This is a genomic window from Polaromonas sp. (genome assembly GCF_010365105.1).
In the GTDB taxonomy this organism is placed as follows: domain Bacteria; phylum Pseudomonadota; class Gammaproteobacteria; order Burkholderiales; family Burkholderiaceae_C; genus Polaromonas.
On record NZ_JAAFGZ010000048.1, the window covers coordinates 1 to 24,016 of the forward strand.

Consider the following 24,016-nt stretch of genomic DNA (forward strand, 5'->3'; position numbering starts at 1 on the left):
TAACCCGCTCCCGTTTCCCAGGGCAACTTTCTTTGGTGACTTTCTTTTTTGCCAGAAAAGAAAGTTACCCCCCGCCGGGAAGGCGCTCACCCCTCAATCCACAGAAGAACCCACCCAAAGCCCCAAAACAGAAAACGCAGCGATCAAACCGCAAGCGTCAGCAGTTACAAATTTCCAATCAAACAGCATGCTTTCGCAATACAGGCGAACATAAGCAGCTATTTATTTGATAGCAGCTTATGTGTCAGGCGCTCCAGTGCGGCCATCCATTGCTGCAAGACCGACGCAAGCCGTCAATGCCCGTCATGCACCAGCGCAAAAAGGCTCTCGCGCGGCAGCCAGCGCTGGCCTGCCAGATGCCAGTACTTCTGGCCACAGGCGGTGTCGAAAAATTCCCGCCGCCGTTCCCGCCGGCCGGCACCGACGACATTTTTCAGCACCACGTAACGGATTTCGCCGGTTGGCCCGAGAATCACCGTCGAGCCGCCATAGTAGGTGAAGGCCGGCCCTTCGGCCGAGGCGCGCACATGGCGCTCCTGGGTTATTTCGGCCACCAGGTCAAACACGATCTGCCCGTTCGGTCCGGCGCGGCGCGCCGATCGGATGGATTCGACGCAGGGCAGGCTGACCGTGTCGCCGTCCAGGCGCGCGTCGTCAGGCGCCACCAGCCCGAATTCCTCCGTGCGGCCGGGGCGCGTGACGTAGTGGCCGAGCATGCAGGCCTGCCGGTACAACTCGTCCAGCCCGGCCGCATTGGCCGGGTCGCCGCTGAAGCGCAGCGCCGCGAAATCAAGCCCCGGCACCGGCGGCAGTTCCAGCCGGGGCCGGTGCCACAGCAGCGCGTCCTGCGACAGGTGGTTGGCGCTGCGCGGATAGATGTCGCGCCGCCAGAAGGCGTCGATCAGCGCGCCCCGGTAGTCCCACGGGTCGTCGGGCACCAGGTCGTAGTCGGCGGTGATCATGGCACGCAGGTAGTCGCCAAACGTCATGCCGACCGGCGGGCAGTAGTCGATGGCGCGGATGCAGATGCCCAGGAACTGGCTGGCCAGCTTGCTGGCGCGCTCGGCGAGGATGGTCTGCAGGTCATGCGAGAGTTCGCCCGGCGGCAACAGCCCGCTGCCGCCGGTGGCCAGGCGCACGAAGCGCTCGGTGCGGCGCCTGTAGACCTGCACGAAGGCGTCGAACACGGCGCTGACCAGCACCGTGCCGAGCTGGTGCGCCTCCAGCCCGGGCTGGTAGCGGGTCGGGTTGCCGTTGTCTTTTTCAACCGCGCTGCGCAGCGGGCCGTTCTGGCCGGTGGTGTGGCCGAACTGTCCGGCCAGTTCTGTCAGTATCTCGGCGTGCTGCAGCGAACCCTTGCAGCGCCGGATGGCGGCCAGCACCACCTCGGCATAGCTGAAATGCTGGAAGATGGCGACCAGGTCGGCAAAGGCTTCATGGAACGCGACCACGTCGGCGTTGGTCGGCACGATGAAGTGCGCGCGCAGTCCGTCGAGCAGCGCATGGGTCACCTCATGCACCACGATGTCGTGCGACAGGCAGGTGAAGACATAACCGCCCGGCATGGTGCGATTGGTCGGCTTTTCGCTGGCCGGGAAATAGCCAAAACGCAACTCGCCCGTGGTGATGCTGTTTTCATAGTAGGCGTTCTGCTCCTGGCCATGGTGCGGCCTGAGCACCAGCCGCGCCGGCGTGTTGCCGTCGCCAAAGCCCCAGCCCAGGTTGCGGCCCAGCGCCGTCTTGAAGGTCGAATAGACATTGCTGCAGACGGCATAGACCATCTGGTGGTGAAAGCGCGGGTCCGAAGGCGAGGGGTCGTAGCCGTTGGCCATCAGCACCTTGCGGTCTTCCAGGTCGGCCTCGCGGTAGTGAACGCCCAGTTGTCCATCGTTCGTGTCGACTTCGAACAGCTTGCCCACCGGACCCGGCTGCAGTGGTTCAAACGGCACGTTGATGGTCGCGATCGAGCCTTCGAGCCGTGACACCGACGGATCGACCGTGTAGATGCGCAGCGGGCGGTAGAGCGGGTCGCCGTGCCGGCGTTCATACGGAACCACCGGCGGCTGGCGAACGCCGGTGCCGATGAGATAGTCTTCGCCGTCGCCCGGAAGGAGTTTCGCGACGTGAGGGGCGATTGCTGCGGGGCCTTCTGCGCGACTGGCGGCATCGGCGGCGACAGCCTCGGTGGTCGTTGCGCTTGCGGGCGCAGGCTCGGAGGCCATCAGCGCCTGCCCGGCGCGAGCGCTTTCACGGCCTGCGCCAGTTCGTTCACGGCTTGCAGCAAGCCGGTGTCGCCGGGGGCTGCTGCCCCGGGCAATTCCCGGGTGGCGGGCGCGCGGCTGCCGGCCGCCAGCGGCTGAAGGAGGGCGCCCTGGCGCGCCGCTTCGGCGCAGTCGAGCATCGGTGCCTGGCGTGCCGCGCTGCCAAACTCGGCCAGCACGCGGCGCAGGAATTCCTCGTTGCTGAGGCCCTGGATGCCTGCGGCCAGCACCTTGGTGGCGCGCCGCGTGAAGTCGCCATTGCCGCCGCTTTCCAGCGCGACCTGGTGGTCCAGGCAGGCCGAGAACTTCACATCGCGCATCCCTTGCGGCCCGCCGCTGCTGAGGGCGCGCGTGGCGCTGCGCGACTGCTGGCGAAAGCGCTGGTGCGCCTCGGCAATCTCCGGCGTCATCCTGACGAAGCGCGCCTTGGTGCCGGGCGGCACGGCCATTTCGCCTGGCGACAAACCGACGGCGAAACGGCTGTTGGTGCCCGAATGGCAGCAGTCCATGAAGCAGGTCATGTTCACGCCGTCGGGGATGCGGCCAAACAGCTCGGCAATGTCGTCGTCGATGTAAAGCGCGCCGCTGGCAAAGTCAACCGGGCACAGCGCCTCGTCAATGGCGTCGTCCTCGTCGCCGTTCAGGTCGGGCACCTGCGTGCCGTGGCCGGCGTACTGGAAGACGATCACGTCGCCGGCGCAGCATTCGCCGACCAGCCGGTTCAGTTCGCGGTCCAGCGCGGCGCGGCTCGCGTCAAGGTTGACCAGCAGCCGGGTCTCGAAACCGAGCGCCCCCAGGGTGCGCGCCCAGTTGCGGGCGTCGTTGACGCAGCCGGCGAGCTGGTGCTCCGGCGCCGGGTAGGCGTCGATGCCGACGCACAGCGCCACGCGCCGGCCGCCGCTGCCTGCCTGGGTAGCCGGCACGGGCACGGTAGCCGCCGGGGGAAGCGGATAAGGCGGCATCGCTGCGGTGACTGGCATCGACGGTGGCAGGCTGACCGGAGGCATCGCGTACGTGGCGCCTGAGGCTGCGGGCAGTGCGCTGAAACCGAACTCGGCGGGCCAGTCCACCTCGTCGATCCAGGGCCGCGATGCGCTGCGGCTGACCGGGAACGCCGCGATATCGGCCGCATCGGGCTGGTCCAGGATGCGGCGCACGATGCTGTTCATGGTCGGCGCGTCGTCGTCGAAGCCGCCGTGCGACAGCGACCTGCTGGCCGACCGGCCGGTGTCGCCCGGCGTGGGCGACCAGACCACGCTTGAAGGCGATGGCGACGCGCCTGCCAGGCCGAACAGGCGCTTCAAGTCGGCATCGCCGCGCAGGCTTTCCTCCAGCCCCAGGATCGGCGTGGCGCGCCGGTCTTCCAGCGCATTGAAGATCAGGTAGAGCAGCGACTTGCGGTAGATCTGCGCGCAGTTGTCCTTGCGCTCGAAGTCCCTTTGCATGGTGTAGAGCGTGAGCGACTCGGCCGCGCGGCCCGGGCCGATGTGCTCCAGCAGGCGCTGCCGGAAAGTGTCCACGCGCACCGCAGGCGCCAGGAAATGCGCGGTCTTGAAGCCCGGCACGCCCAGCGCGTGGGCCAGCGGCAGGAAATGGCTGTGAAAGATCGAGCCCGCGCTGTGGCCGACCGCATGCAGTTCGATGCGGTCGGCATGGTCGTCGCACAGCGCCTTGAGCTTGCAGGCAACGTAATATGCGCCGCCGCCGATGTCGCCGCTGGCTGCCGGCGCATCCATCGCATGCTCGGCGCTGGACTTCATGCCGCCCCAGATGCGCGGCGCCTGCAGGGCGCGCGCACCGACCTCGACCAGCGGGTCGGTGGTGAAGTCGGCCAGGTCCCGCGCCAGGGCGCGGCTGCCCCGCTGCGCGCGGCCGAGCAACTGGCCGATGGTCTCGAAAAATCCGGTTTCCCAGATGAAGTAGATCGGGTAGACATGGTTGCGCTGCCACCAGTCGATGTGTTTGTGGGCGATCTGCAGGCCGCTCGATTCGGACACCAGCCCGCCATGCGCGTAGAACACCAGGCGCAGCTTGTGGCCCGCAGGCAGTTCGCTGACCGCCTGCGGCAGGTGCTGCTCGAAGATCGCGTCAATGTCCCCGGCCGTCGAGGCCGCCTCGCCTTCGCCCGACAGGCGGCCGACCCGCAGGTTGACCAGGTGCGACCGCATGGCGTTGAGCGCTGCCGTGCCCAGGCCTGAATCACGGCTTTGCTGCGCAGAAGCCGATGCGTCGCCGGCATCGCCACTGGCCCCTGCGCGGCTTGCGGTGGCATCCTGGCCGGCTTCGTGCTCGTCATGCGACAGTTCGGCATCGCCGCGCTCGCCCGCATTGTCCAGGGTGCGGGACAGCGAGCGGATGGTCTCGGCGACGAAGCGGTCGGTTTCATCGGGAAAAGGCTGCGGCTGGGCCGCGCCGCGCGAGGCACCGGCCTGCATCGCCTGCCGGACGGCTTCGACCTCGTCCAGGATGTCGGCATACACCAGCGCGCTGCCGGGGCACGACTTGGGCGACATCGAATTGTGAAAGCGCAGCGTGCTGGCCGGCAGGTGAAAGCGCGCCTGGACCAGCGCCACGACCCGCAATGCGGTGTCCTTCTGCGCACCGCCGAACGGGTCGCGGCCGGTGTCGAAGTCGCCGATCATCTCGAACATGAACGGGCCGAAGGCCTTGTTGCCGTTGTGCCCGGCGGCGCTGGCCGGCGGCAGGTTCCAGTTGCGCCCGAGCCAGACCATGCCGTCGGGGTCGATGGTGATGTGCTGGGCAATGTCGCTCCAGCCGTTGACCTGCGTGTGGTGGCGCCACATCGAGACAATCGTGTCGTGGCCGCGAAAATCGGCGTGCCGGGGCCGCCAGGTGTGGTGCATGTGCACTGCGTCGATTTTCCGGGTGAAGGGAAACTTCTGGAGAAGCTGCTCGAACTGATCTGGCGACAAACGCTGGAAGGTGGGTGTCGGCATGGCGCGCCCCTTTGACGAGTGGGCGCCCACTCTACACCCGCACGGATGCGCTTTCAAGCTGGGCAGCAGCCGCTATTTCGGCGGCTGGCGCCATTTCGTCAGGTTTGCGACGCGTCACTCCACCTCGGCAATCAGCTCGATCTCGACGCAGGCGCCCAGCGGAATCTGCGCCACGCCAAAGGCGCTGCGCGCATGCTTGCCGGCGTCGCCGAACACCTCGCCGAGCAGTTCGCTGCAGCCGTTGGTGACCAGGTGGTGCTCGGTGAAATCGCCGGTCGAGTTGACCAGGCTCATGACCTTGACGATCCGTTTGACCTTGCCCAGGTCGCCCGTGGCGGCCTGCAGCGTGCCCATCAGGTCGATGGCAATCAGGCGGGCGGCCGCCTTGCCTTCGTCGGTCGTCACGTTTTTGCCGAGCTGGCCGACGATGACCTGGCCGTCACGCTTGGCCAGGTGGCCGCTCAGGAACACCAGGTTGCCGGTGCGCACGAAGGGCAGGTAGGCAGCCGCCGGCGCGGCGACTTCGGGCAGGGTGATGCCCAGGGACTTGAGCTTGGCATGGACGGGATGGGTGCTGGTGGTCATGGTGTGTATGGGTTAAAGGGGAAAAAACCAGGCTGGTGTTTCGCCTGCGCGGAAAAGTCGGGATTCTCAAGTCAGTAAACGGCATAAAACATATCAAATAGGGTGTTTACGCACTATCCACGGGCATATCCTGCTATCAATAGCAAAGCGCTGTCGGCGCTGTTGCCTTGGCATATTAACGCACTGCAATTGCGCGCTTGAAGCCATGTAAGCTCTGCCATGGACCGGTTTTTTTCAAGCCGGCGCGTGCCTGCCACTTGTCCAGAAAGACCTCCTTGCGCTCTTCCATTGCTACCCGCCGTCCAGGTTTCGGGCCTGCGCTGGCCGGCCTGGTTGCGGGCGTGGCCTGGCAATTGCAGCAGCCCGCGCTGTGGCCTGCCGACCGCTATGCCGCGCTGGCGGCACTTGCCGTGGTGCTGGCCGCTGGCGGCTATGCCCTCAGGGCAAGGCGCCTTGAACGACCGGCCCAGCGCATGGCTGGGCTGCTGGTGTTCTTCATGGCCGCCCTTCTAGGCTTTGGGCTGACCGGCTGGCGTGCCGTTGATTTTCAGGCGACCGCGCTGAACCCGTCGCTCGAAGGCCGTGACATCGCCGTGACCGGCACGGTACTGGCCATGCCGCAGATCGGCGAGGATGCGGTGCGCTTTCGGCTGGACGTAGATTCGGCGCGTCTGGACGGCCAGCCGGTCACGCTGCCGCCGCAGATCATGCTCGGCTGGTATGCGGGTTTCGCAGCGCGCGAGACAAAAGCCACATCGGTCGAAAGCAGCGACGCGTCCGAACTGGCGCTCGACCTGCAGCGCCAGCCGCAGCCGCTGCGTGCCGGCGAGCGCTGGCAGATGACGGTGCGGCTCAAGGCGCCGCACGGCAACAGCAACCCGCATGGCTTCGACTACGAACTCTGGCTCTGGGAGCAGGGCATCCAGGCCACCGGCTATGTGCGCGCCGGGCCGCGCGATGCGCCGCCGCTCAGGCTGTCCAGCAACTGGCGCCATCCGGTGGAACGCGCACGCCAGTCGGTCCGCGAGGCGATTTACCAACAGGTGGCCGACCGGCAGTTGGCCGGCGTGCTGGCCGCGCTGGTGGTCGGCGACCAGAACGCCATCGAGCGCGCCGACTGGGACGTGTTTCGCGCCACCGGCGTGGCCCACCTGATGAGCATCTCGGGGCTGCACATCACGATGTTCGCCTGGGTGGCATCGCTGCTCATCGGCCGGCTGTGGCGCGCTTCGGTGCGGCTGACGCCCCGGCTGTGCCTGGTGCTGCCCGCCAGCACGGCCGGCGCGCTGGGCGGGCTGCTGCTGGCGGCGCTGTACGCCCTGTTTTCGGGCTGGGGCGTTCCGGCGCAGCGCACCATCTGGATGCTCGCCACCGTCGTGCTGCTGCGGCAAAGCAGCCGGCAGTGGCCGTGGCAGCACACCTGGCTGCTGGCGATGGCGGTGGTCGTCATGCTCGACCCCTGGGCCTTGCTGCAGGCGGGATTCTGGCTGTCGTTTGTGGCGGTCGGCGTGCTGTTTGCTACAGATTCAGGAGCTAGTGATGCAAGCCAGCAAAGCGCAGAGCCCGCATTCCATTCAAAATTCGTGCCTTGGTGGCTGCACCGGCCGCTCTCCAGCCTGTGGCGCGGGGCGCGCGAGCAATGGGTGGTCACGCTGGCGCTCACGCCACTGTCGCTGCTGCTGTTCAACCAGGTGTCCCTGGTCGGCCTGCTGGCCAATGCCGTCGCCATTCCATGGGTCACGCTACTGGTCACGCCGCTGGCCCTGCTGGGTGTCATTTATGCACCCATATGGGATGCGGCCGCCTGGGCGGTCGGGCTGCTGGCGGGGGGTCTGCAGGGGCTGGCCGGCTGGCCGATGGCCTCGGTCAGCGTCGCCGCCGCACCCTTGTGGTGCGCGCTGGCCGGCGTGCTGGGCGGCGGGCTGATCGCCCTGCGCCTGCCCTGGCACTGGCGCCTGCTGGGTATTCCGCTGCTGCTGCCGGTGCTTTTGTGGCAGCCGGCCCGCGTTGCGCCGGGCCAGTTCGAATTGCTCGGGGCCGACATCGGCCAGGGCAATGCCGTCCTGGTGCGAACGGCCGGGCACAGCCTGCTGTACGACACCGGGCCGCGCTTTTCCCGCGAAAGCGATGCCGGCCACCGGGTGCTGGTGCCGCTGCTGCGGGCGCTGGGCGAACGCATCGACATGCTGGTGCTCAGCCACCGCGACAGCGACCACACCGGCGGCGCCCCGGCCGTGCTGGCGATGCAGCCGCAGGCCAGTCTGCTGGCTTCGATCGAGGACGGCCATGAACTCCAGGCCCTGCGCCCGTCAACGCGCTGCGTCGCCGGCCAGCGCTGGGCCTGGGACGGCGTCGATTTCGAGGTGCTGGCGCCAGCGGCAGGCGACTACGACGTGCCGAACAAGTCCAATGCCATGAGCTGCGTGCTGCGCATTTCCAATGGCGCCCAGACGGCCCTGCTGGCCGGCGACATTGAAGCGCCGCAGGAGGCCCGGCTTGTGGCCGGCGATGCGGCCCGCCTGAAGGCCGACTTCCTGCTGGTGCCGCACCATGGCAGCAAGACCTCGTCAAGCCCGGCCTTCCTGGACGCGGTGCAACCCCGGCTGGCGCTGGCCCAGGCGGGCTACCGCAACCGCTTCGGCCATCCGGTCGCCGGCGTGGTGGCGCGCTATGACGAACGCGGCATCCGGCTGGTGCGCTCGCCGGCCTGCGGCGCGGCAACCTGGCAGAGCTTGAAACCCGCAGAAATCCGCTGCCAGCGCCAGGCCGAACCGCGCTACTGGCAGCCCGCGCAGCCCCTCAAAAATGCGGACTGATGCACTCATATGGCGCATAACTTGCTAAGCTATGCTGAACCCAATACCCCTTCCAAACCCAGACGGAAATTCAAGCTTATGAGCCCACCGATGTTTGACGAGATGAATGCCAGCACGACCAGCGTGCGCAAACACTACCAGGGCTACCAGCGCTGGCTGTCGCAGCAGCCGGCCGACGTCATGCAGGCGCGCCGCGCCGAGGCGGAAATGATCTTTCGCCGGGTTGGCATCACCTTTGCCGTCTATGGCGACAAGGACGAGGACGGCTCCGGCGCCGAGCGGCTGATTCCGTTCGACCTGATTCCCCGCATCATTCCGGCGCACGAATGGGCGTCGATGGAAAAGGGCCTGATCCAGCGTGTCACCGCGCTCAACCGCTTCATCCATGACGTCTATCACGACCAGGACATCATCAAGGCCGGCCACATTCCGTCCGAACAAATTTTCCAGAACTCGCAGTTCCGCCCCGAAATGATCGGCGTGAACGTGCCGGGCAACATCTATTCGCACATCAGCGGCATCGACATCGTGCGCGCGCCCAACGCCCAGGGCGAAGGCGAGTATTACGTGCTGGAGGACAACCTGCGGGTGCCCAGCGGCGTCAGCTACATGCTCGAAGACCGCAAGATGATGATGCGGCTGTTTCCCGAGTTGTTCAGCAAGAACCGCGTCGCGCCGGTCGAGCATTACCCCGACCTGCTGCTGGAAACCCTGCGCGGCATGGCGCCGCCAGCCACCGCCCAACCGACGGTGGTGGTGCTGACACCCGGCATGCACAACTCGGCGTATTTCGAGCATGCCTTCCTGGCCCAGCAGATGGGCGTGGAACTGGTCGAGGGCCTGGACCTGTTCGTCAAGGACAATTTTGTCTACATGCGCACCACGCGCGGCCCCAAGCGGGTCGATGTGATCTACCGCCGCGTCGATGACGACTTCCTCGACCCGCTGGCATTCCGGCCCAATTCAACGCTCGGCTGTGCCGGCCTGCTCAATGTCTACCGCAGCGGCAATGTTGCCATCTGCAACGCCATCGGCACCGGCGTCGCCGACGACAAGTCGATCTACCCCTACGTGCCGAAGATGATCGAGTTCTACCTCGGCGAAAAGCCCATCCTCAAGAATGTGCCGACCTTCATGTGCCGCAACCCGGAAGACTTGAAGTACACCCTGGCCCACCTCAAGGAACTGGTCGTCAAGGAAGTCCATGGCGCGGGCGGCTACGGCATGCTGGTGGGGCCGGCGGCGTCGAAGGCTGAAATCGAGGATTTCCGGCGCGCCATCCTGGCCAATCCGTCGGGCTACATCGCCCAGCCGACGCTGAGCCTGTCCACCTGCCCGACCTATGTCGAAAGCGGCGTGGCGCCGCGCCACATCGACCTGCGGCCTTTCGTGCTGAGCGGCAAGGAAGTGCAGATGGTGCCCGGCGGCCTGACGCGGGTGGCGCTCAAGGACGGCTCGCTGGTGGTCAACTCGTCGCAGGGCGGCGGGACCAAGGACACCTGGATCCTGGAGGCCGAAGCCAGCGCCTTTCTGCCCCCGGAGACGCCCTCACCATCACAGTCGCAGTCTCAGTCGCAATCCGTCACCGTCACCGTCGCCGAAGGAAGCTGAACATGCTGTCACGCACCGCCGATCACCTGTTCTGGATGTCCCGCTACACCGAACGCGCCGAAAACACCGCCCGCCTTCTCGACGTCAACTACCAGACCTCGCTGCTGCCGCAATCGACGGCCGATGTGCAGACCGGCTGGCGCGGCCTGCTCAGCATCAGCGAGCTCAAGCCCGCCTATGCGGCCCGCTACGGCGAGAACATCACCGCCCAGGATGTCATGGATTTCATGGTGCGCGATGAAAAAAATCCGTCCAGCATCGTTTCCTGCCTGAAAAATGCGCGGGAAAACGCCCGTGCCGTGCGCGGCACGCTGACGACCGAGGTCTGGGAAACCCAGAACCAGACCTTTCTGGAGGTCATCCGCATGCTGCGCGCCGGCGACTTTGAACGCGACCCGGGCAAGTTCTTCGAATGGGTCAAGTTTCGCTCGCACCTGTCGCGCGGCGTGACCGCCGGCACCATGCTGCAGGACGAGGCCTATCATTTTTTGCGCGTGGGCACTTTTCTGGAACGCGCCGACAACACCGCCCGGCTGGTCGATGTGAAATTCCACGCCATCCAGAGCGACTTCCCCACCGTGGCCGGTGAGGAGGAGCAGGAGCATGATTTCTACCACTGGAGCGCGATTTTGCGCAGCGTCTCGGCCTTCGAGGTTTACCGCAAGGTGTACCGCGATGTGATCAAGCCCGAGCGGGTGGCCGAGTTGCTGATCCTGCGCCCGGACATGCCGCGCTCGCTGCTGGCCTGCCTGAACGAGCTGATCATCAACCTGTCGATGGTCACCAGCGACCCGCTCAGCGAAACCCAGCGCCGCGCCGGCAAGCTGCGCTCTGACCTGCAGTACGCCCGCATCGACGAGATCTTGTCGGCCGGCCTGCATGCTTTCTTGATGCAGTTCCTGGACCGCGTGAACGAACTCGGCGCGCATATCAGCCGCGAGTTCCTGGTTCCGGTGACACGTTGATCGCGGTGGGCGTGATGCCGGCCGCACCCCTTGCGAAGGCCTTGCCATGAAGCTGCACATCAAGCACACCACCGACTACCGCTACACCGAGCCCCTGCGCTATGCCCTGCAGACGCTGTGGCTCACGCCGCTGACCGGGCCGGCGCAAACCGTGGACTTCTGGAGCCTGGGCGCGCCCGAGGAACTGTTTCCCCAGACCGACGCGTTTGGCAACAGCATCCATTCCTATACGTTTGTCGGCGAGGTGGCCGACAACGTGCGCTGGAGCCTGGTGAACGCCGCCGGCGTGGTCGAAACCCTGGGCGTTGCCGAATTCACCGACGCGCAGACCATGCCGCTGCCACAGCTTTACCTGCGCGAGTCGCCGCTGGCCCGGCCGCATCCGAGCCTGGCCGGGTTCGGCCGCCGCTTCATCGCGTCTCCGGCGCTTGACGGAAAAACCGATTTACAAGCGATTTTGGCCTTGTCCGCAGGTGTGGCGGACGCTGTCAGCTATCAAAAAAATAGCACTAACGTTAACACTACCGCGCTGGAGGCGTTCGAGGCCGGCGCCGGCGTGTGCCAGGACCAGGCGCATGTGATGGTGGCCATCTGCCGCAGCCTTGGCATTCCGGCGCGCTACGTCAGCGGCTATTTTTATGCCGCCAACGAGCCCGACCTGGCCAGCCATGCCTGGGCCGATGTCTGCCTCGACGTGGCCGGGCGGCGCTGGGTCAGCATCGACGTGACCCACAGTTGCGTGATCGACGAGCGCCATGTGCGTCTGGCGATGGGCACCGACTACAGCGCCTGCCCGCCCATCAAGGGCGTGCGGCACGGCGGCGGCGAGGAATCGATGACGGTCAGCATCACCATCGAGCCGGCCTGAGCCTGGTTTTTGCCCTTGCGTTGGGCTGGATGACTGGTTGCTTTTGCTGCTGAATTCATAGCATCAAGAGTACGTAGTATGTGCGGGACTGGCATATTTCGTCCTTGAAATTAACTACTTGACTTGCTGTGCAGGTCGATGCCTTTTGTGTTGCTGTGTCTTTTGCTTGCTGGTTTTGGATTTTGGGTGTGGAGCGCCTGCCCGGCGGGGGTAACTTTCTTTTCTGGCAAAAAAGAAAGTCACCAAAGAAAGTTGCCTTGGGGTCGCAGAAGAGCTGAACGCTCTGACGGGCCTTCGCTTCGCTTGGCCCTGGGTTCTCTGATCGCTGGCCAGGAGCCAATGGCCTCGCTTGCTGGTTCTGCCCTTCATTCGCCAACAGCTTCACGATCTGCTTGATCGATTCTTTGTGCTTCAAGCACTGTTGGCGGTTTCTCGGTTTCGTAGGTCGGATTAGCCGCAGGCGTAATCCGACAAGGTAGAAGCGCCATCGCCGATGTCGGGTTACGCTGCGCTAACCCGACCTACCAGGATGAAGCCAAGGCGTTGTGCCTGTGATGAAGACTTTTTGATGGAACAGTGCCGACGCACGCAGCGCAAGCCAACCAGATCAAGCAGAGCGTGAAGCTGTTGTCGAATGAAGGGTAGAACCAGCCAGCCACCGGCATGGCTACCAGCCCCCACCTCCAGGTGCCCAGAGCCCAGCGAAGCGAAGGCCCGACAGAGCGTCCAGCTCTGATCCGATCCCGCCCCCAGGCAACTTTCTTTGGTGACTTTCTTTTTTGCCAGAAAAGAAAGCCACCCCCCGCCGGGAAGGCGCTCACCCCTCAAGCCACAGAAGAAACCACCAAAGCCAAAGACCCTCAAAAACAACGCCGCGTCAGGCCGACAAATCCACCCGCACCCGGCCCCGCACCTGACCCGCCAGCAGGCGCGGCGCCAGCGCGGCCACCGCTTCCAGTGCGATGGTTTCGGTATTGGCTTCCAGCACATCGACAGGCAATTCGTGCGTCAGCCGCTCCCAGGCCAGCAGGCGTTTGGCCATGGGCGCCTGCACGCTGTCAACGCCGGCCAGCGTGACGCTGCGCAAAATGAATGGCGCCACGCTGGCCGGAAAATCCATGCCCTGCGCCAGGCCGCAGGCCGCCACGGTGCCGCCGTATTTCAGGCTGGCGCAGACGTTCGCCAGCGTGTGGCTGCCGACGCTGTCCACGGCAGCGGCCCAGCGTTCCTTTTGCAGCGGCTTGCCGGGCGCGCTCAAGGTGGCGCGGTCGATCAGTTCGGTGGCGCCGAGCTGCTTCAAGTGTTCGGCCTCGCCCATCCGGCCGGTCGAGGCATGCACTTCAAAGCCCAGGCGGGCGAGCAGCGCGATGGCAATGCTGCCGACGCCGCCGTTCGCGCCGGTGACCAGCACCGGGCCCGCTGCCGGCGTGACGCCCCGGTCCTGCAAGGCCATGACGCACAGCATCGCCGTGTAACCCGCCGTGCCGATGGCCATGGCCTGGCGCGCATCCATGCCCGGCGGCATGGGCACCAGCCAGTCGGCCTTGACGCGCGCCTTTTGCGCCAGGCCGCCCCAGTGGCCTTCGCCGACGCCCCAGCCGTTGAGGATGACCGCATCACCCGGCTTGAAACGCGCATCCCGGCTTTCGGCCACCGTGCCGGCAAAGTCAATGCCCGGCACCATCGGGAACTTGCGCACCACCGGCGACTGGCCGGTGATGGCCAGCGCGTCCTTGTAGTTGACGGTCGAATACGCCACGTTGACCAGCACCTCGCCTTCGGGCAACTGTGCCTCGTCCAGCGAAGTGATGTCGGCGAGCGTGGCGCCTTCCGGGGTTTTGGTCAGCAACAGGGCTTTGAACATGTAATTTCCTTTGGCTTCGGGGTTGAATTCCTGGTTGGCTCGCGCAAACATCGTACCGCGTCAAAATCGATGCACTGCCGGCGCACTGTCCGCCTTTGTTTCATGCCGTTGCATCTGGCGCATCCGGTTTCATCGGGCAACTCGCCGCATAATTCCGCTGTCCTTCACGCCTGTGGGCTGCCCCGGAATCCGGGGGCATTCGCCCCGCCAAAAATTCCCCGAAAAGTTGAGCCTTGATGAGTTATTTGCAGAACGAACCCTTGGCCGTGGACAGCGCGATGACGCTCGTGCCTGCAGCCGCCACCAAAGAAAAAATCCGGATCGACATCGAGGCCGACGCCACGACCGGTTATGCCGCGATCCAGAATGCCGTGCCGGTGGTGCGCGCGCTTCGCCTGACCAACCTGCAACCGGAGGCCGTCGAACAACTTGAAGTGACGATGGCATGCAGCCCCGCCTTTGCCCGCTGCCTGACGCTGCGTTTCGACAAGCTGGCCCCAGGTGAAACCCGGCGCATCTCGCCGCTGGACCTGCACCCCGACCATGATTTTCTGGCCGACCTGAAAGAGTCGGTCAACGGCTCCATCCGGGTGGTGGCCATCGCCGGCAGCCAGGAACTGGCCAGCGTCAGCCAGCCCGTGCAGGTGCTGGCCTATGACCAGTGGGCCGGAACGCGCGCGCTGCCCGAATTGCTCGCGGCCTTTTGCATGCCTAACCATCCGGCGGTCGATAGCCTGATCGGCAAGGCGTCCAGGCTGCTGCGCACCAGCCATCCCGAGTTGTCGATGAACGGCTACCAGTCGAAAAGCCGCGACGTCGTCTGGAAGCAGGTGTCCAGCCTCTACAGCACGATTGCGGCGGAAAACCTGCAGTATGTCGAGCCGCCCGCATCGTTTGGCAGCGATGGCCAGAAAATCCGCACGCCCGACCGCATCCTGGAGGCACGTGTCGCCACCTGCCTGGACCTGGCGATGCTGTTTGCCTCGTGCCTTGAGCAGGCCGGCCTGCGACCGGTCATCCTGATCAAGGAAGGCCATGCCTGGGTCGGCGTCTGGCTGCACCTGGCGTCTTTTGCCGATGTGCTGGTCGACGATGTGCAGGCCATTCGCAAGCGCGTGGACAGTGGCGAACTGCTGGTGTTTGAAACCACCGGCGTCGCCCGGCACGCCAGCCAGCGGCCGTCGCTGCGGGTCGCCATGGAGCAGGGCCATGCCCAGTTGCTTGAAGACGCCAGCTTTCGCTATGCCGTGGACATCCACCGCGCCCGCGAGGCGCAGATCAAGCCGCTGCCGTCGCGCGCGCTTCCCGCCGTGCCAGGCGAGGCGCTGCCAGAGGCTGCGCCGGCAGCCATCGAAGCAATGCCTCTGCTGCCGCCGCTCGACGCCGATTCGCTGGCGCCGCTCGATGCGCGCGCAGACGACACGCCCGAGGGCCGGCTGTCAACCTGGAAATCGCGGCTGCTCGACCTGACGCTGCGCAACCGGCTGCTCAACTTCAAGCCGACCAAGGCCACGCTGCAGTTCGTCGCGCCCGACCTGGCCCGGCTGGAAGACGCGCTGGCCGAGGGCGCCGAATTCAGGATCCGCCCGCTGCCTGAACTGATGGAAGGCGCCGACCCGCGCATGGCAGAGGTGCATACGCAGCGCGCCGGCAGCACGCCGCTGGACGACATGGCGCTGGAGGCCCTGGGCAACCGCGAATTGCTGGCCCGGGCCACTAAGGACGCGCTGGACGGCAACCTGCTGGCCGTCTACAGCGCGGCCCGGACCGGGCTGGAAGAGGGTGGCGCCAACACGCTGTACCTGGCCGTCGGCCTGCTGCGCTGGACCGAAGCCGACAATTCCGAGGCGGTGCACCTCGCGCCGCTGCTGTTGATTCCGGTCACGCTGCAGCGTCAGTCGGTGCGCAGTGGTTTTCGCCTGTTGCGCCACGACGACGAGGCCATCGTCAACCCGACATTGCTGCACCTGCTGAAAACCAGTTTCGAGCTGAAGGTCTCCGGCCTGGAGTCGGTGCCGTCGGACGACAAGGGCATTGACGTGGCGCAGGTGCTGCAGTCGTTCCGGCTGGCGGTGCGAGAAATTGCCCAGTGGGAGGTGCTGGAGCAGGCGCACCTGGGCATTTTTTCGTTCACCAAGTATTTGATGTGGAAAGACCTGCAGGACCGCACCGAGCAGCTCAGGCAAAACCGGGTCGTCAGGCATTTGATCGACCACCCCGGCGAGGCTTTTCCGCGCGAAGGCACGCCCGGCGAATTTGACCGGCTGGATGCCACCCATCGCCCGCAGGACATTCTGGCGCCGCTGCTGTCCGACTCGTCGCAGCTCAAGGCGATCTGCGCGGTGGCTGCCGGCCGCGACCTGGTGCTTGAAGGCCCGCCCGGCACCGGCAAGAGCCAGACCATCACCAACCTGATCGCCAACAGCCTGGCCAAGGGCAAGACGGTGCTGTTTGTCTCGGAAAAGATGGCTGCGCTGGAAGTGGTGCACCGGCGCCTGAGCAGCATCGGGCTCGGTCCGTTCTGCCTGGAACTGCACTCATCCAAAGCGCGCAAGACCGATGTGCTCCAGCAACTCGGCCAATCGCTGGCCATCAATGCCCAGCGCACGGCCGACGACTGGGCGCGCGAGGCCGACCGGCTGGGGCAGATGCGCCAGTCGCTCAACGGGCTGGTCGATTCGCTGCACCGCGAATACCCCAATGGCTTCACCGTTTTTGAGGCGACCGGCATCTGCATTGCGCACAGCGGCGAAGAGGCCTCAAGCATGCCGTGGAGCGACCCGCTGACGCATGACCGGGCGGCGCTGGACCGGCTGGAGGAAACCGTGCGGCGCATGGCCTCGCTGGCTGGCGCGCTGCCAACGCTTCAGGCGCATCCGCTGGCCCTCATGGGCCAGACCGACTGGTCGCCCTCATGGCAGGATGAGCTGCTGGACGCCGCCAGGTTACTGGATGCAGCAAGCGTGTCGCTGCAGGAAAAATCGTCTGCACTCGAAGTGTTGACCGGGCAGCCGGCAGTCGGCCTGAGCCTGCAGGCGCATGCCGCGCTGGACGAACTGGCCGATGTGCTGCTGCAGGCGCCCAACGTGCCCGCCGGGGTGGCCGGCCAGGCGCATGAGCCGGGCACCCGCGCCCGGGTGCATGCGCTGGCGCAGCATGGCCTGGCGCGCAACCGGCACTGGCAGCAGGTCGGCACCGGCTGGACGGAGCAGGTTGCCACGCTCGATGCCACCGAGCTGCAGGCGCAATGGGCGCAGGCCCGGTCCGACTGGTGGCCCAAGTCGATGCTGGCGCAGCGCGCCGTCACTGGCCGCCTGAGTGGTTTTCGCCGCGACAGCCAGCGGCCGCTGGACACCGATGTGCAGGCGCTGCTGGCCCCGCTGGCGGCGCTGAACGAGGAAGACCGTGCCCTGCGCGCGATGCAGCCAGACGCCGAGGCGCTGCTGCAGGAATCGTATGCCGGCCTGGCGACCGACTGGGCCAGCCTGGCCGGACATGAGCAGTGGGCTAAGCAGTTCGGCGACGCCGTCGCGCGGGTGGCTGGCGCTGATCTGGCGCGGCTCGCGCCCTTGCACCAGGCGCTGGCGCCGCTGGTGTCCGGCGGCCGGGCGGCCTTGTCCGCCAGTGGCGCTGCCGGCACTGCCTTGCTGGCGTACCGGAACGCCTGGCGTGAATTCAGCCAGCAACTCGAAGCCCTGGCCGCGCTGGCGCAGCCGGTCGAACCCTTGCAAGGCCCGGTGGGCGCCGGCGCTGCGCTGGCGCACATCCAGGGCGTGCTGGGCGCCTGGCAAGCCAGCCGCCGGCAACTCCAGCCCTGGTGCCTGTGGCGCAACGTTCGCGGGCAAGCCATCGACCAGGGTTTGCAGGCGCTGGTCACCCGCCTTGAAAGCGGGACCGTGCCGCTGGCAGATGTCGTGTCGCACTTCAACTACAGCTACCGCCACTGGTGGCTCAAACGGACCATCGACCAGGACCCGCTGCTGCGCGGTTTTTCCAGTGCCGACCAGGCGCGCAAGATACACGAGTTCCGTGAACTCGACGCCCGTTTCCAGACGCTGACCGCGCAGTACATCGTTGCCACCCTGTCTGCCCGCATCCCGTCGATTTCCGGCGATGCCGTCGGCCCCGACAGCGAACTGGGCCGCCTGCGGCGCGAGCTGCAAAAGCAGCGCCGGCAGATGCCGGTGCGCCAGCTGGTGCACGGTCTGCCGACATTGCTGCCCCGGCTTAAGCCTTGTTTGCTGATGTCGCCTCTGTCGGTGGCGCAGTATCTGGACGCCGGTTATGCGCCGTTCGACCTGGTGGTGTTTGACGAGGCCTCGCAGATTCCGGTCTGGGACGCCATCGGCGCGATTGCCCGGGGCCGGCAGCTGGTGGTGGTGGGCGACCCGAAACAGCTCCCGCCGACCAGCTTTTTCAGCAAGTCCAGCGACCCTGACGGCAGCGGCGCAGGCGACGAGCAGGTCGAAGACCTGGAAAGCATCCTTGACGAATGCCTGGGCGCCGGCATGAACCGCCTGAGCCTGCAGTGGCACTACCGAAGCCGCCACGAAAGCCTGATCACCTTCAGCAATGTCAACTACTACGCGTCCAGCCTGGTCACCTTTCCCTCGCCGGTCACCCACGACAGTGCGGTGCGCTTCGAGCACATCCGGGGGGTGTACGACCGCGGTGGCAGCCGCACCAACCGGGCTGAAGCCGATGCGATTGTCGAAGGCATCAGCGCGCATTACCTGGCGCCCGGGAAAAAGCAGCTGACGCTCGGTGTGGTGACGTTCAACCAGACCCAGCAGTTGCTGATCGAGACGCTGCTTGATGCCCGGCGCCGCAGCCATCCGGAACTCGACCGGGCCATCGCAGCGCGCGCCAGCGAGCCGCTGTTCATCAAGAACCTGGAAAACGTGCAGGGTGACGAGCGCGACGTGATCTTTTTCTCGATCACCTATGGCACCGATGCCGCCGGCAAGACGATGATGAACTTCGGGCCGCTGAACGGCGAGGGCGGCCAGCGCCGGCTCAACGTGGCGATTTCACGGGCACGCGAAGCTGTGGTGATCTACAGCACCCTGCTGCCCGAGCAGATCGACCTGGCCCGGGTCCGCGCTGCGGGCGTGCGCGACCTGAAGCATTACCTGGAATTCGCCATCAACGGCTACCGCGCGCTGGCCGCGCAAAGCGTGCCGACCGGCCGCGAGCCCGACAGCCCGTTCGAGGTGGCGGTGATCCGGCTGCTGCGCAGCCAGGGCTGGGAGGTGCATCCGCAGGTCGGCTGCTCGGGCTACCACATCGACATCGGCGTGGTCGATCCGCGCGCGCCCGGGCGATACCTGGCGGGCATCGAATGCGATGGCGCGACCTACCATTCGGCCGCCAGCGCACGCGACCGTGACCGGTTGCGCCAGCATGTGCTCGAAGGCCTGGGCTGGACCATCCTGCGCATCTGGTCCACCGACTGGTGGCTCGACGCCGAAGGCGAGATGGAAAAGATCGGGCAGCGGCTCAAGGCACTGCAGGATTTGCCGAGTGCAGCGCAGACCGACGAAGCCGCCGACACGCAAGCCGCCCTGCCGGCGCCGGTAGAGGTGGCGCCGGTAGAGGTCGAGGCGGAATCGGAGCTGGCGGATGAGCAAGCCGATGAACACACCGATGCACAAGCCCATGAGCCGCCCGAAGTTGCCGGGGCAACGGCCACGGTCCGCGAGGCGGTTGCAGATGCGCTGGCCGGTCCGGGCGAAGCGCTGGAAATCTACCGCGCCACCCTGTTGCCTGCCGGCGACCCCTTGCTGTTCCATGCCCCTGCTGCATCGGGACGACTGATCGAGCACCTGACAGCGGTCATCGACGCCGAAGGTCCTGTCACCGAAGGCAATCTTTTTCGCCGGGTTGCCCGCGCCTGGGGGCTGGAGCGATGCGGCGCGCGGGTGGTCGAGCGCCTCAGGGTGCTGGTGCCTGACCGCGTGGTTCGCACGATTGAAGAGGACGAAATTTTCTACTGGCCTGCCGGGTCGGACATCGGCTCATGGGAGCGCCTGCGCATAGCCGACGCCGGCGACGAGCTGACACGCCGGCGCATCGACGAAGTCTGTCTGGAAGAGATTTCAGCGCTGGCCCACCATGTGCTGCAACAGGCCGGCGCCTCGTCCCGGCAGGATGTGGCCCGTTCGGTCTGCCGGCTGCTGGGCATGACACGCATCCCGGCCGACGCACAAGCGCGCACGGATGAAGCGATTGACCGGCTGCTGGCGCTGGAAATCGTTGCGGAACAGGCCGGTCGGGTGCAGCTGGCGGAATGAAACGGCAGGCATGGTCCGGTGGGCTGCTTTAGGCTCACCGCGCATGCCCGCTATTGTTTGAATAGCAGCTCGTGCTTGTGTGTATTGCGTAAACAGCCTGTTGACCTGTTATTTTTCAATGCCACGGATTGGACTGCTTGCGGTGGCCCGTGGCACCTGCCAAATCCTCAAACCCCGGCGCGGGCGTAACTTCGTGATCCCTCGCCGTTGCCGAACCCAGGCTTCACACGCTAGCGCCCGTTGCCTTGGCCCATTGCCTGCGCCACTTCGCGTCCCAGCTCGATCACCGACAGCGCGTAGTAGCTGCTCCAGTTGTAGCGCGTGATGGCATAGAAATTCTCGGTGCCAGCCACGTAGCTCGGGGCGTCCGGGCCGTTGAGCAGCTCGATGAGCGCCAGCGGGCCTTGGTGTTCGAGTGCCGGGCCTTCGAGCATCGCGCCCTTGGCCATGAAGCTGGCCACGCCGAAGGTCGGCAGGATGTCCGGCGCCATCAGGGCGTCCATGTCGAGGCGGCTGGTGTCAAAACTGACCGGGTAGTGTGTCGGCATGCCGGGCTGCCAGCCGTAGGCCTTGAAATAGCTGGCAACCGAGCCGATCACGTCGGCCGGGCTGTTCCACAAGTCGATGTTGCCGTCGCCGTCGAAGTCCACCGCGTACTTGGCCTGGCTGGACGGCATGAACTGCGGCATGCCCATGGCGCCGGCATAGCTGCCCAGCGGTTTGAGCGGGTCGGCGTTGCGGCGGCTTTCCATCGTCAGGAACTGCTCGATTTCGCCCTTGAAGTAGTCGCTGCGTTCCTGCATGCGCGGGTGGCTGGACGGATAGTCGAAGGCCAGTGTGGCCAGCGAATCCATCACCCGGAAGTTGCCGGTGTTGCGGCCGTAGATGGTTTCCACGCCGATGATGCCGACGATGATCTCGGCCGGCACACCGTATTCGGCTTCGGCGCGCGCCAGGGTGCTGCGGTTGGCCTGCCAGAAATCGACACCGGCGCGAATCCGGACCGGGTCAATGAAACGGCTGCGGTAAACGCGCCAGTTTTTCACGAAAGACTTGGTGGGCGGCTGCATCAGCCGCGCCACGGTCGGGTTGAAGCGCGACTGGCCGATGGCCTGGCGCACCCACGCGGGGTCGAGGTTGCGGCGGCTGGCCAGGTCGTCGGCAAACTGCATCGCGTCTTCGCGGGTGGCGTAGAGCGCGCCCTGCGACTGCGCGGTTTTGGCGGAAACCTTGTTTTTAGAGGGTTTTGCGGCTTCTGCGCTGGCCAGGCATGCGCTTGCAGCTATAAAAAACAGAGCAAACTTGAATCGTAGGGAAGGGGTGTGAAGGGTCATTCGGAGAAGTAAACAGGCTGAAGGCGGATTTTAGGCAGGCCAGCGCAGGCGGCTGTATTGCTGCCGGAGCTGGCCCAGCTGGCGGTGCAGGGCGGGTGCCTGCTGCAGGGTTGCGTCGGCAGAAGGGATGCTGCCAGCATAGCGCTGCATTTCCAGCTGCATCAGCCAGTCATGCAGCGGCTGCCCCGGGGGGCCGTATTTTTGCAGCACCTGCCGTGCCAGCTGGCGTGGCGACGTTGCGGGCGTGCTGTCGATGCCGGCCCGGGCCAGCCGCTTGCGTGCCTGCTCCAGCAGCCGCAGCCACGGGTCGTGCTGGCTGCGTTCCCACCAGGCCCAGCCACCGCCGACGATGCTGGCCAGCACGACGGCGCCGATCAGCAGCGTGGCCAGGTCTTCCCAGCCGGGGGATTCAAAGCCGATGTCTTTCAGCAGGTTCAGCTGCCGGCCCTGGGTGTAGTTGAGCACCCACTGGGACCAGCCGTTGTTGACCGCTTCCCAGGTGGCGCGCACGCGGGCCGACAGGTTGGGGCTGAAATTGCCGAAAGCCTGCGCCACCGCGCCCCGGGGCGGGGTCAGCCGCTGGAAGGCGCCGGTGCGTCCGGGCGCCACGGCCGAGGTCGGATCGACACGCATCCAGCCGCGTCCGGCCTGCCAGACCTCGGCCCAGGCATGGGCGTCGCTTTGCCGCACCACCCAGAAGCCGTCCACGGCGTTCATCTCGCCGCCCTGGTAGCCGGTGACGAGTCGCGCCGGTATGTCGAGCGCGCGCATCAGGATGACAAAACTCGACGCGATGTGCTCGCAAAAACCTTCCTTCCGGTCAAACCAGAACTCGTCGGCAGTGTCCCGGCCATAGACGCCGGGCTCCAGCGTGTAGCTGTAGCCCCCTAGGCGCAGCCGGTCAAGTGCCGCCTGTACCAGCGTAGCGGCGCCGGCCTGGGCATAGCGCGGGTCGCGCCGCAGTTCGGCGGCCAGCGCCAGCGTGCGCGGGTTGAAGCCCGGAGGCAGATCGACAAACTCCTGCAGCCCCAGCACCTGCTGCGCCGGCCCATGGCTGAAGTTCGGGTAACTGACGGCCTTGTAACGAACCAGGTCGGTGATGGGCCGGTTGGTTAGCCACTGCAGGTCGTCCTGCATCACCGTGCGGTAGCCGGGCAGCACCGGGCTTTGCGCCGCCGCTTCGAGCAGGAACAGCCACGGCCGGTTGGTCGGCTGCAGTGTGACTTCATAGGGCACCGGCTGGCCGGACACCTGCAGGTCGGCGGGCAGGGCGTAGCGCTCTGGCAGGCTGGCGCGCAAGGGCAGCCACTGCCGGCCGTCAAAGCTGGACAGCACCGGCCCCCGGAGGTAGAGCTCGCGCTGCGGCGGCGTCTCGCCCTCGAACTTGATGCGCATCGCCACGCTGTCGTCCAGCGCGAGCGTCGCGATGCTGCCCACTTCCATGCTGGCGCTCAGGCCGCTGCGTCCGGTCATGGCATCGCTGGGCACGCCCCACAGCGGCGCCATGCGCGGAAACAGCACAAACAGCACCACCATGATGGGCGCGCCCAGCAGGGCCATGCTGCCGGCAGTCCTGGCGGCCTGCACCAGCGGCGGCTTGCCGACCGGCATGTGGGCATTGACCAGCGCCGTCAGCAGGCCCAGCAGCCCGATCACCATGCTGACGGCGGTCAGCAGCGACTGCGAGTAAAAGAAGTTGCTCAGCATGCAGAAAAAGCCGAGGAAAAAGATAACGAAGGCGTCGCGCCGGGCGCGCAGCTCCAGCGTCTTGAGCGTGATCAGCACCACCAGCAATGTCACGCCGGCGTCGCGCCCCAGCAGCGTGCCATGGCTGACATAGGTCGCGCCCAGTGTCAGCATCAGCAGCAGCACCAGCCAGCGCTTGCGCGGCAGGGCGCGGGCGTCCAGCGCCAGCCAGCCGCGCCACAGCAGCACCGCGCCGGCGCCCAGGCTGCACCACAGTGGCAGGCGGTCGGCCTGCGGCAACAGCACCCAGCCGATCACCGCCAGCAGGAACAGCGTGTCCCGGCCGTCGCGCGGCAGGCTTCGCCATGTGGCCATTCCGGGCATCAGCATGTGGCCAGCGCTTCCAGGCAATGGCGCTTGTGCGCTTCGCCGCTGGCCGGAGCAATGTCGCCGGCGCTCAGGCGCAGGCCGTAGCGCAGGCCCAGCCGGTCGGCCTGCAGCACCCAGGCGCACAGGCGCGACAGCTGGCGTTCCAGGTCCGGCGGACCGGCCTGCCGGATGTCGAGCCAGAGTTCGTGGCGCTGGGCCTGCTGGGTGTCGCGAACCACCAGCCCGGCGCTTTCGCCGCCCTGGTCGCCGGCCTTGGCGGCTTTTTTCCAGAGCACGTTCTTCAGCGGATCGCCGCGCCGGTAGCCGCGCACGCCGTCGAATTCGCCGCTGCTCTGCGCGCGCGCCGCATCGCCGGCGCCCTGGGCGCGCGGCTCGCCGGGCGGCAG

At 66.3% G+C, this 24,016-nt stretch carries 14 protein-coding genes; 6 read left to right on the forward strand and 8 right to left on the reverse strand.

The window, feature by feature from the left end:
- Positions 1–230 (forward strand): hypothetical protein (locus GZ092_RS19875; RefSeq protein WP_293638939.1); only part of this gene is annotated, 230 nt, incomplete at its 5' end.
- A gap of 63 nt (positions 231–293) precedes the next feature.
- On the opposite strand, the gene GZ092_RS19880 is transcribed toward GZ092_RS19875, so the two are convergent.
- The 3 genes from GZ092_RS19880 to GZ092_RS19890 form a co-directional block, all read right to left on the reverse strand.
- Positions 294–2,222, reverse strand: a complete 1,929-nt coding sequence (locus GZ092_RS19880; RefSeq protein WP_293638941.1) for a hypothetical protein — start codon at positions 2,220–2,222, stop codon at positions 294–296.
- Complete coding sequence (locus GZ092_RS19885; protein WP_293638942.1) at positions 2,222–5,218, reverse strand: caspase family protein; 2,997 nt, start codon at positions 5,216–5,218, stop codon at positions 2,222–2,224. The genes GZ092_RS19880 and GZ092_RS19885 overlap by 1 nt, the downstream gene beginning before the upstream one ends.
- Positions 5,219–5,332: 114 nt before the next feature.
- Complete coding sequence (locus GZ092_RS19890) at positions 5,333–5,803, reverse strand: RidA family protein (protein WP_293638943.1); 471 nt, start codon at positions 5,801–5,803, stop codon at positions 5,333–5,335.
- Between the two features lie 275 nt (positions 5,804–6,078).
- Between GZ092_RS19890 and GZ092_RS19895 the strand changes: the two genes are divergently transcribed.
- The 4 genes from GZ092_RS19895 to GZ092_RS19910 all read left to right on the forward strand — a co-directional run bounded on the left by GZ092_RS19895 (position 6,079) and on the right by GZ092_RS19910 (position 12,063).
- Complete coding sequence (locus tag GZ092_RS19895) at positions 6,079–8,619, forward strand: DNA internalization-related competence protein ComEC/Rec2 (protein ID WP_293638945.1); 2,541 nt, start codon at positions 6,079–6,081, stop codon at positions 8,617–8,619.
- Positions 8,620–8,697: 78 nt separating this feature from the next.
- Positions 8,698–10,230, forward strand: coding sequence for a circularly permuted type 2 ATP-grasp protein (locus GZ092_RS19900; RefSeq protein ID WP_293638947.1), 1,533 nt, complete (start codon positions 8,698–8,700; stop codon positions 10,228–10,230).
- A gap of 2 nt (positions 10,231–10,232) precedes the next feature.
- A complete protein-coding gene (locus GZ092_RS19905) occupies positions 10,233–11,195 on the forward strand; it encodes an alpha-E domain-containing protein (RefSeq protein ID WP_293638949.1) in 963 nt (320 codons plus the stop codon).
- A 46-nt stretch (positions 11,196–11,241) separates the two neighbouring features.
- A complete protein-coding gene (locus GZ092_RS19910; protein WP_293638951.1) occupies positions 11,242–12,063 on the forward strand; it encodes a transglutaminase family protein in 822 nt (273 codons plus the stop codon).
- Between the two features lie 55 nt (positions 12,064–12,118).
- Here GZ092_RS19910 and GZ092_RS19915 read toward each other — a convergent pair whose 3' ends face one another.
- Positions 12,119–12,478, reverse strand: coding sequence for a hypothetical protein (locus tag GZ092_RS19915; RefSeq protein WP_293638953.1), 360 nt, complete (start codon positions 12,476–12,478; stop codon positions 12,119–12,121).
- Between the two features lie 462 nt (positions 12,479–12,940).
- A complete protein-coding gene (locus GZ092_RS19920; RefSeq protein WP_293638955.1) occupies positions 12,941–13,927 on the reverse strand; it encodes an MDR family oxidoreductase in 987 nt (328 codons plus the stop codon).
- A gap of 236 nt (positions 13,928–14,163) precedes the next feature.
- Between GZ092_RS19920 and GZ092_RS19925 the strand changes: the two genes are divergently transcribed.
- Positions 14,164–20,220 (forward strand): DUF3320 domain-containing protein, encoded by a 6,057-nt coding sequence (locus GZ092_RS19925; RefSeq protein ID WP_293638957.1) that lies wholly within the window; start codon positions 14,164–14,166, stop codon positions 20,218–20,220.
- Positions 20,221–20,450: 230 nt separating this feature from the next.
- Here GZ092_RS19925 and mltB read toward each other — a convergent pair whose 3' ends face one another.
- From mltB to GZ092_RS19940, 3 genes are all read right to left on the reverse strand, one after another.
- Positions 20,451–21,554, reverse strand: coding sequence for a lytic murein transglycosylase B (gene mltB / locus GZ092_RS19930; RefSeq protein ID WP_293638959.1), 1,104 nt, complete (start codon positions 21,552–21,554; stop codon positions 20,451–20,453).
- 30 nt (positions 21,555–21,584) lie between these two features.
- A complete protein-coding gene (locus GZ092_RS19935) occupies positions 21,585–23,615 on the reverse strand; it encodes a DUF3488 and transglutaminase-like domain-containing protein (protein ID WP_293638960.1) in 2,031 nt (676 codons plus the stop codon).
- Between the two features lie 8 nt (positions 23,616–23,623).
- Positions 23,624–24,016, reverse strand: a 393-nt coding sequence (locus tag GZ092_RS19940; RefSeq protein ID WP_293638961.1) for a DUF58 domain-containing protein, incomplete at its 5' end; no start/stop codon positions are given.

What these genes read in the sequence shown, in the direction of transcription:
- GZ092_RS19900 (WP_293638947.1), top strand. Translation starts at nt 8,698, where the DNA reads ATGAGCCCACCGATGTTTGACGAGATGAATGCCAGCACGACCAGCGTG.
- GZ092_RS19920 (WP_293638955.1), bottom strand. Translation starts at nt 13,927, where the DNA reads ATGTTCAAAGCCCTGTTGCTGACCAAAACCCCGGAAGGCGCCACGCTC.
- GZ092_RS19890 (WP_293638943.1), bottom strand. Translation starts at nt 5,803, where the DNA reads ATGACCACCAGCACCCATCCCGTCCATGCCAAGCTCAAGTCCCTGGGC.
- GZ092_RS19925 (WP_293638957.1), top strand. Translation starts at nt 14,164, where the DNA reads ATGAGTTATTTGCAGAACGAACCCTTGGCCGTGGACAGCGCGATGACG.
- GZ092_RS19880 (WP_293638941.1), bottom strand. Translation starts at nt 2,222, where the DNA reads ATGGCCTCCGAGCCTGCGCCCGCAAGCGCAACGACCACCGAGGCTGTC.
- GZ092_RS19885 (WP_293638942.1), bottom strand. Translation starts at nt 5,218, where the DNA reads ATGCCGACACCCACCTTCCAGCGTTTGTCGCCAGATCAGTTCGAGCAG.
- GZ092_RS19905 (WP_293638949.1), top strand. Translation starts at nt 10,233, where the DNA reads ATGCTGTCACGCACCGCCGATCACCTGTTCTGGATGTCCCGCTACACC.
- mltB (WP_293638959.1), bottom strand. Translation starts at nt 21,554, where the DNA reads ATGACCCTTCACACCCCTTCCCTACGATTCAAGTTTGCTCTGTTTTTT.
- GZ092_RS19935 (WP_293638960.1), bottom strand. Translation starts at nt 23,615, where the DNA reads ATGGCCACATGGCGAAGCCTGCCGCGCGACGGCCGGGACACGCTGTTC.
- GZ092_RS19910 (WP_293638951.1), top strand. Translation starts at nt 11,242, where the DNA reads ATGAAGCTGCACATCAAGCACACCACCGACTACCGCTACACCGAGCCC.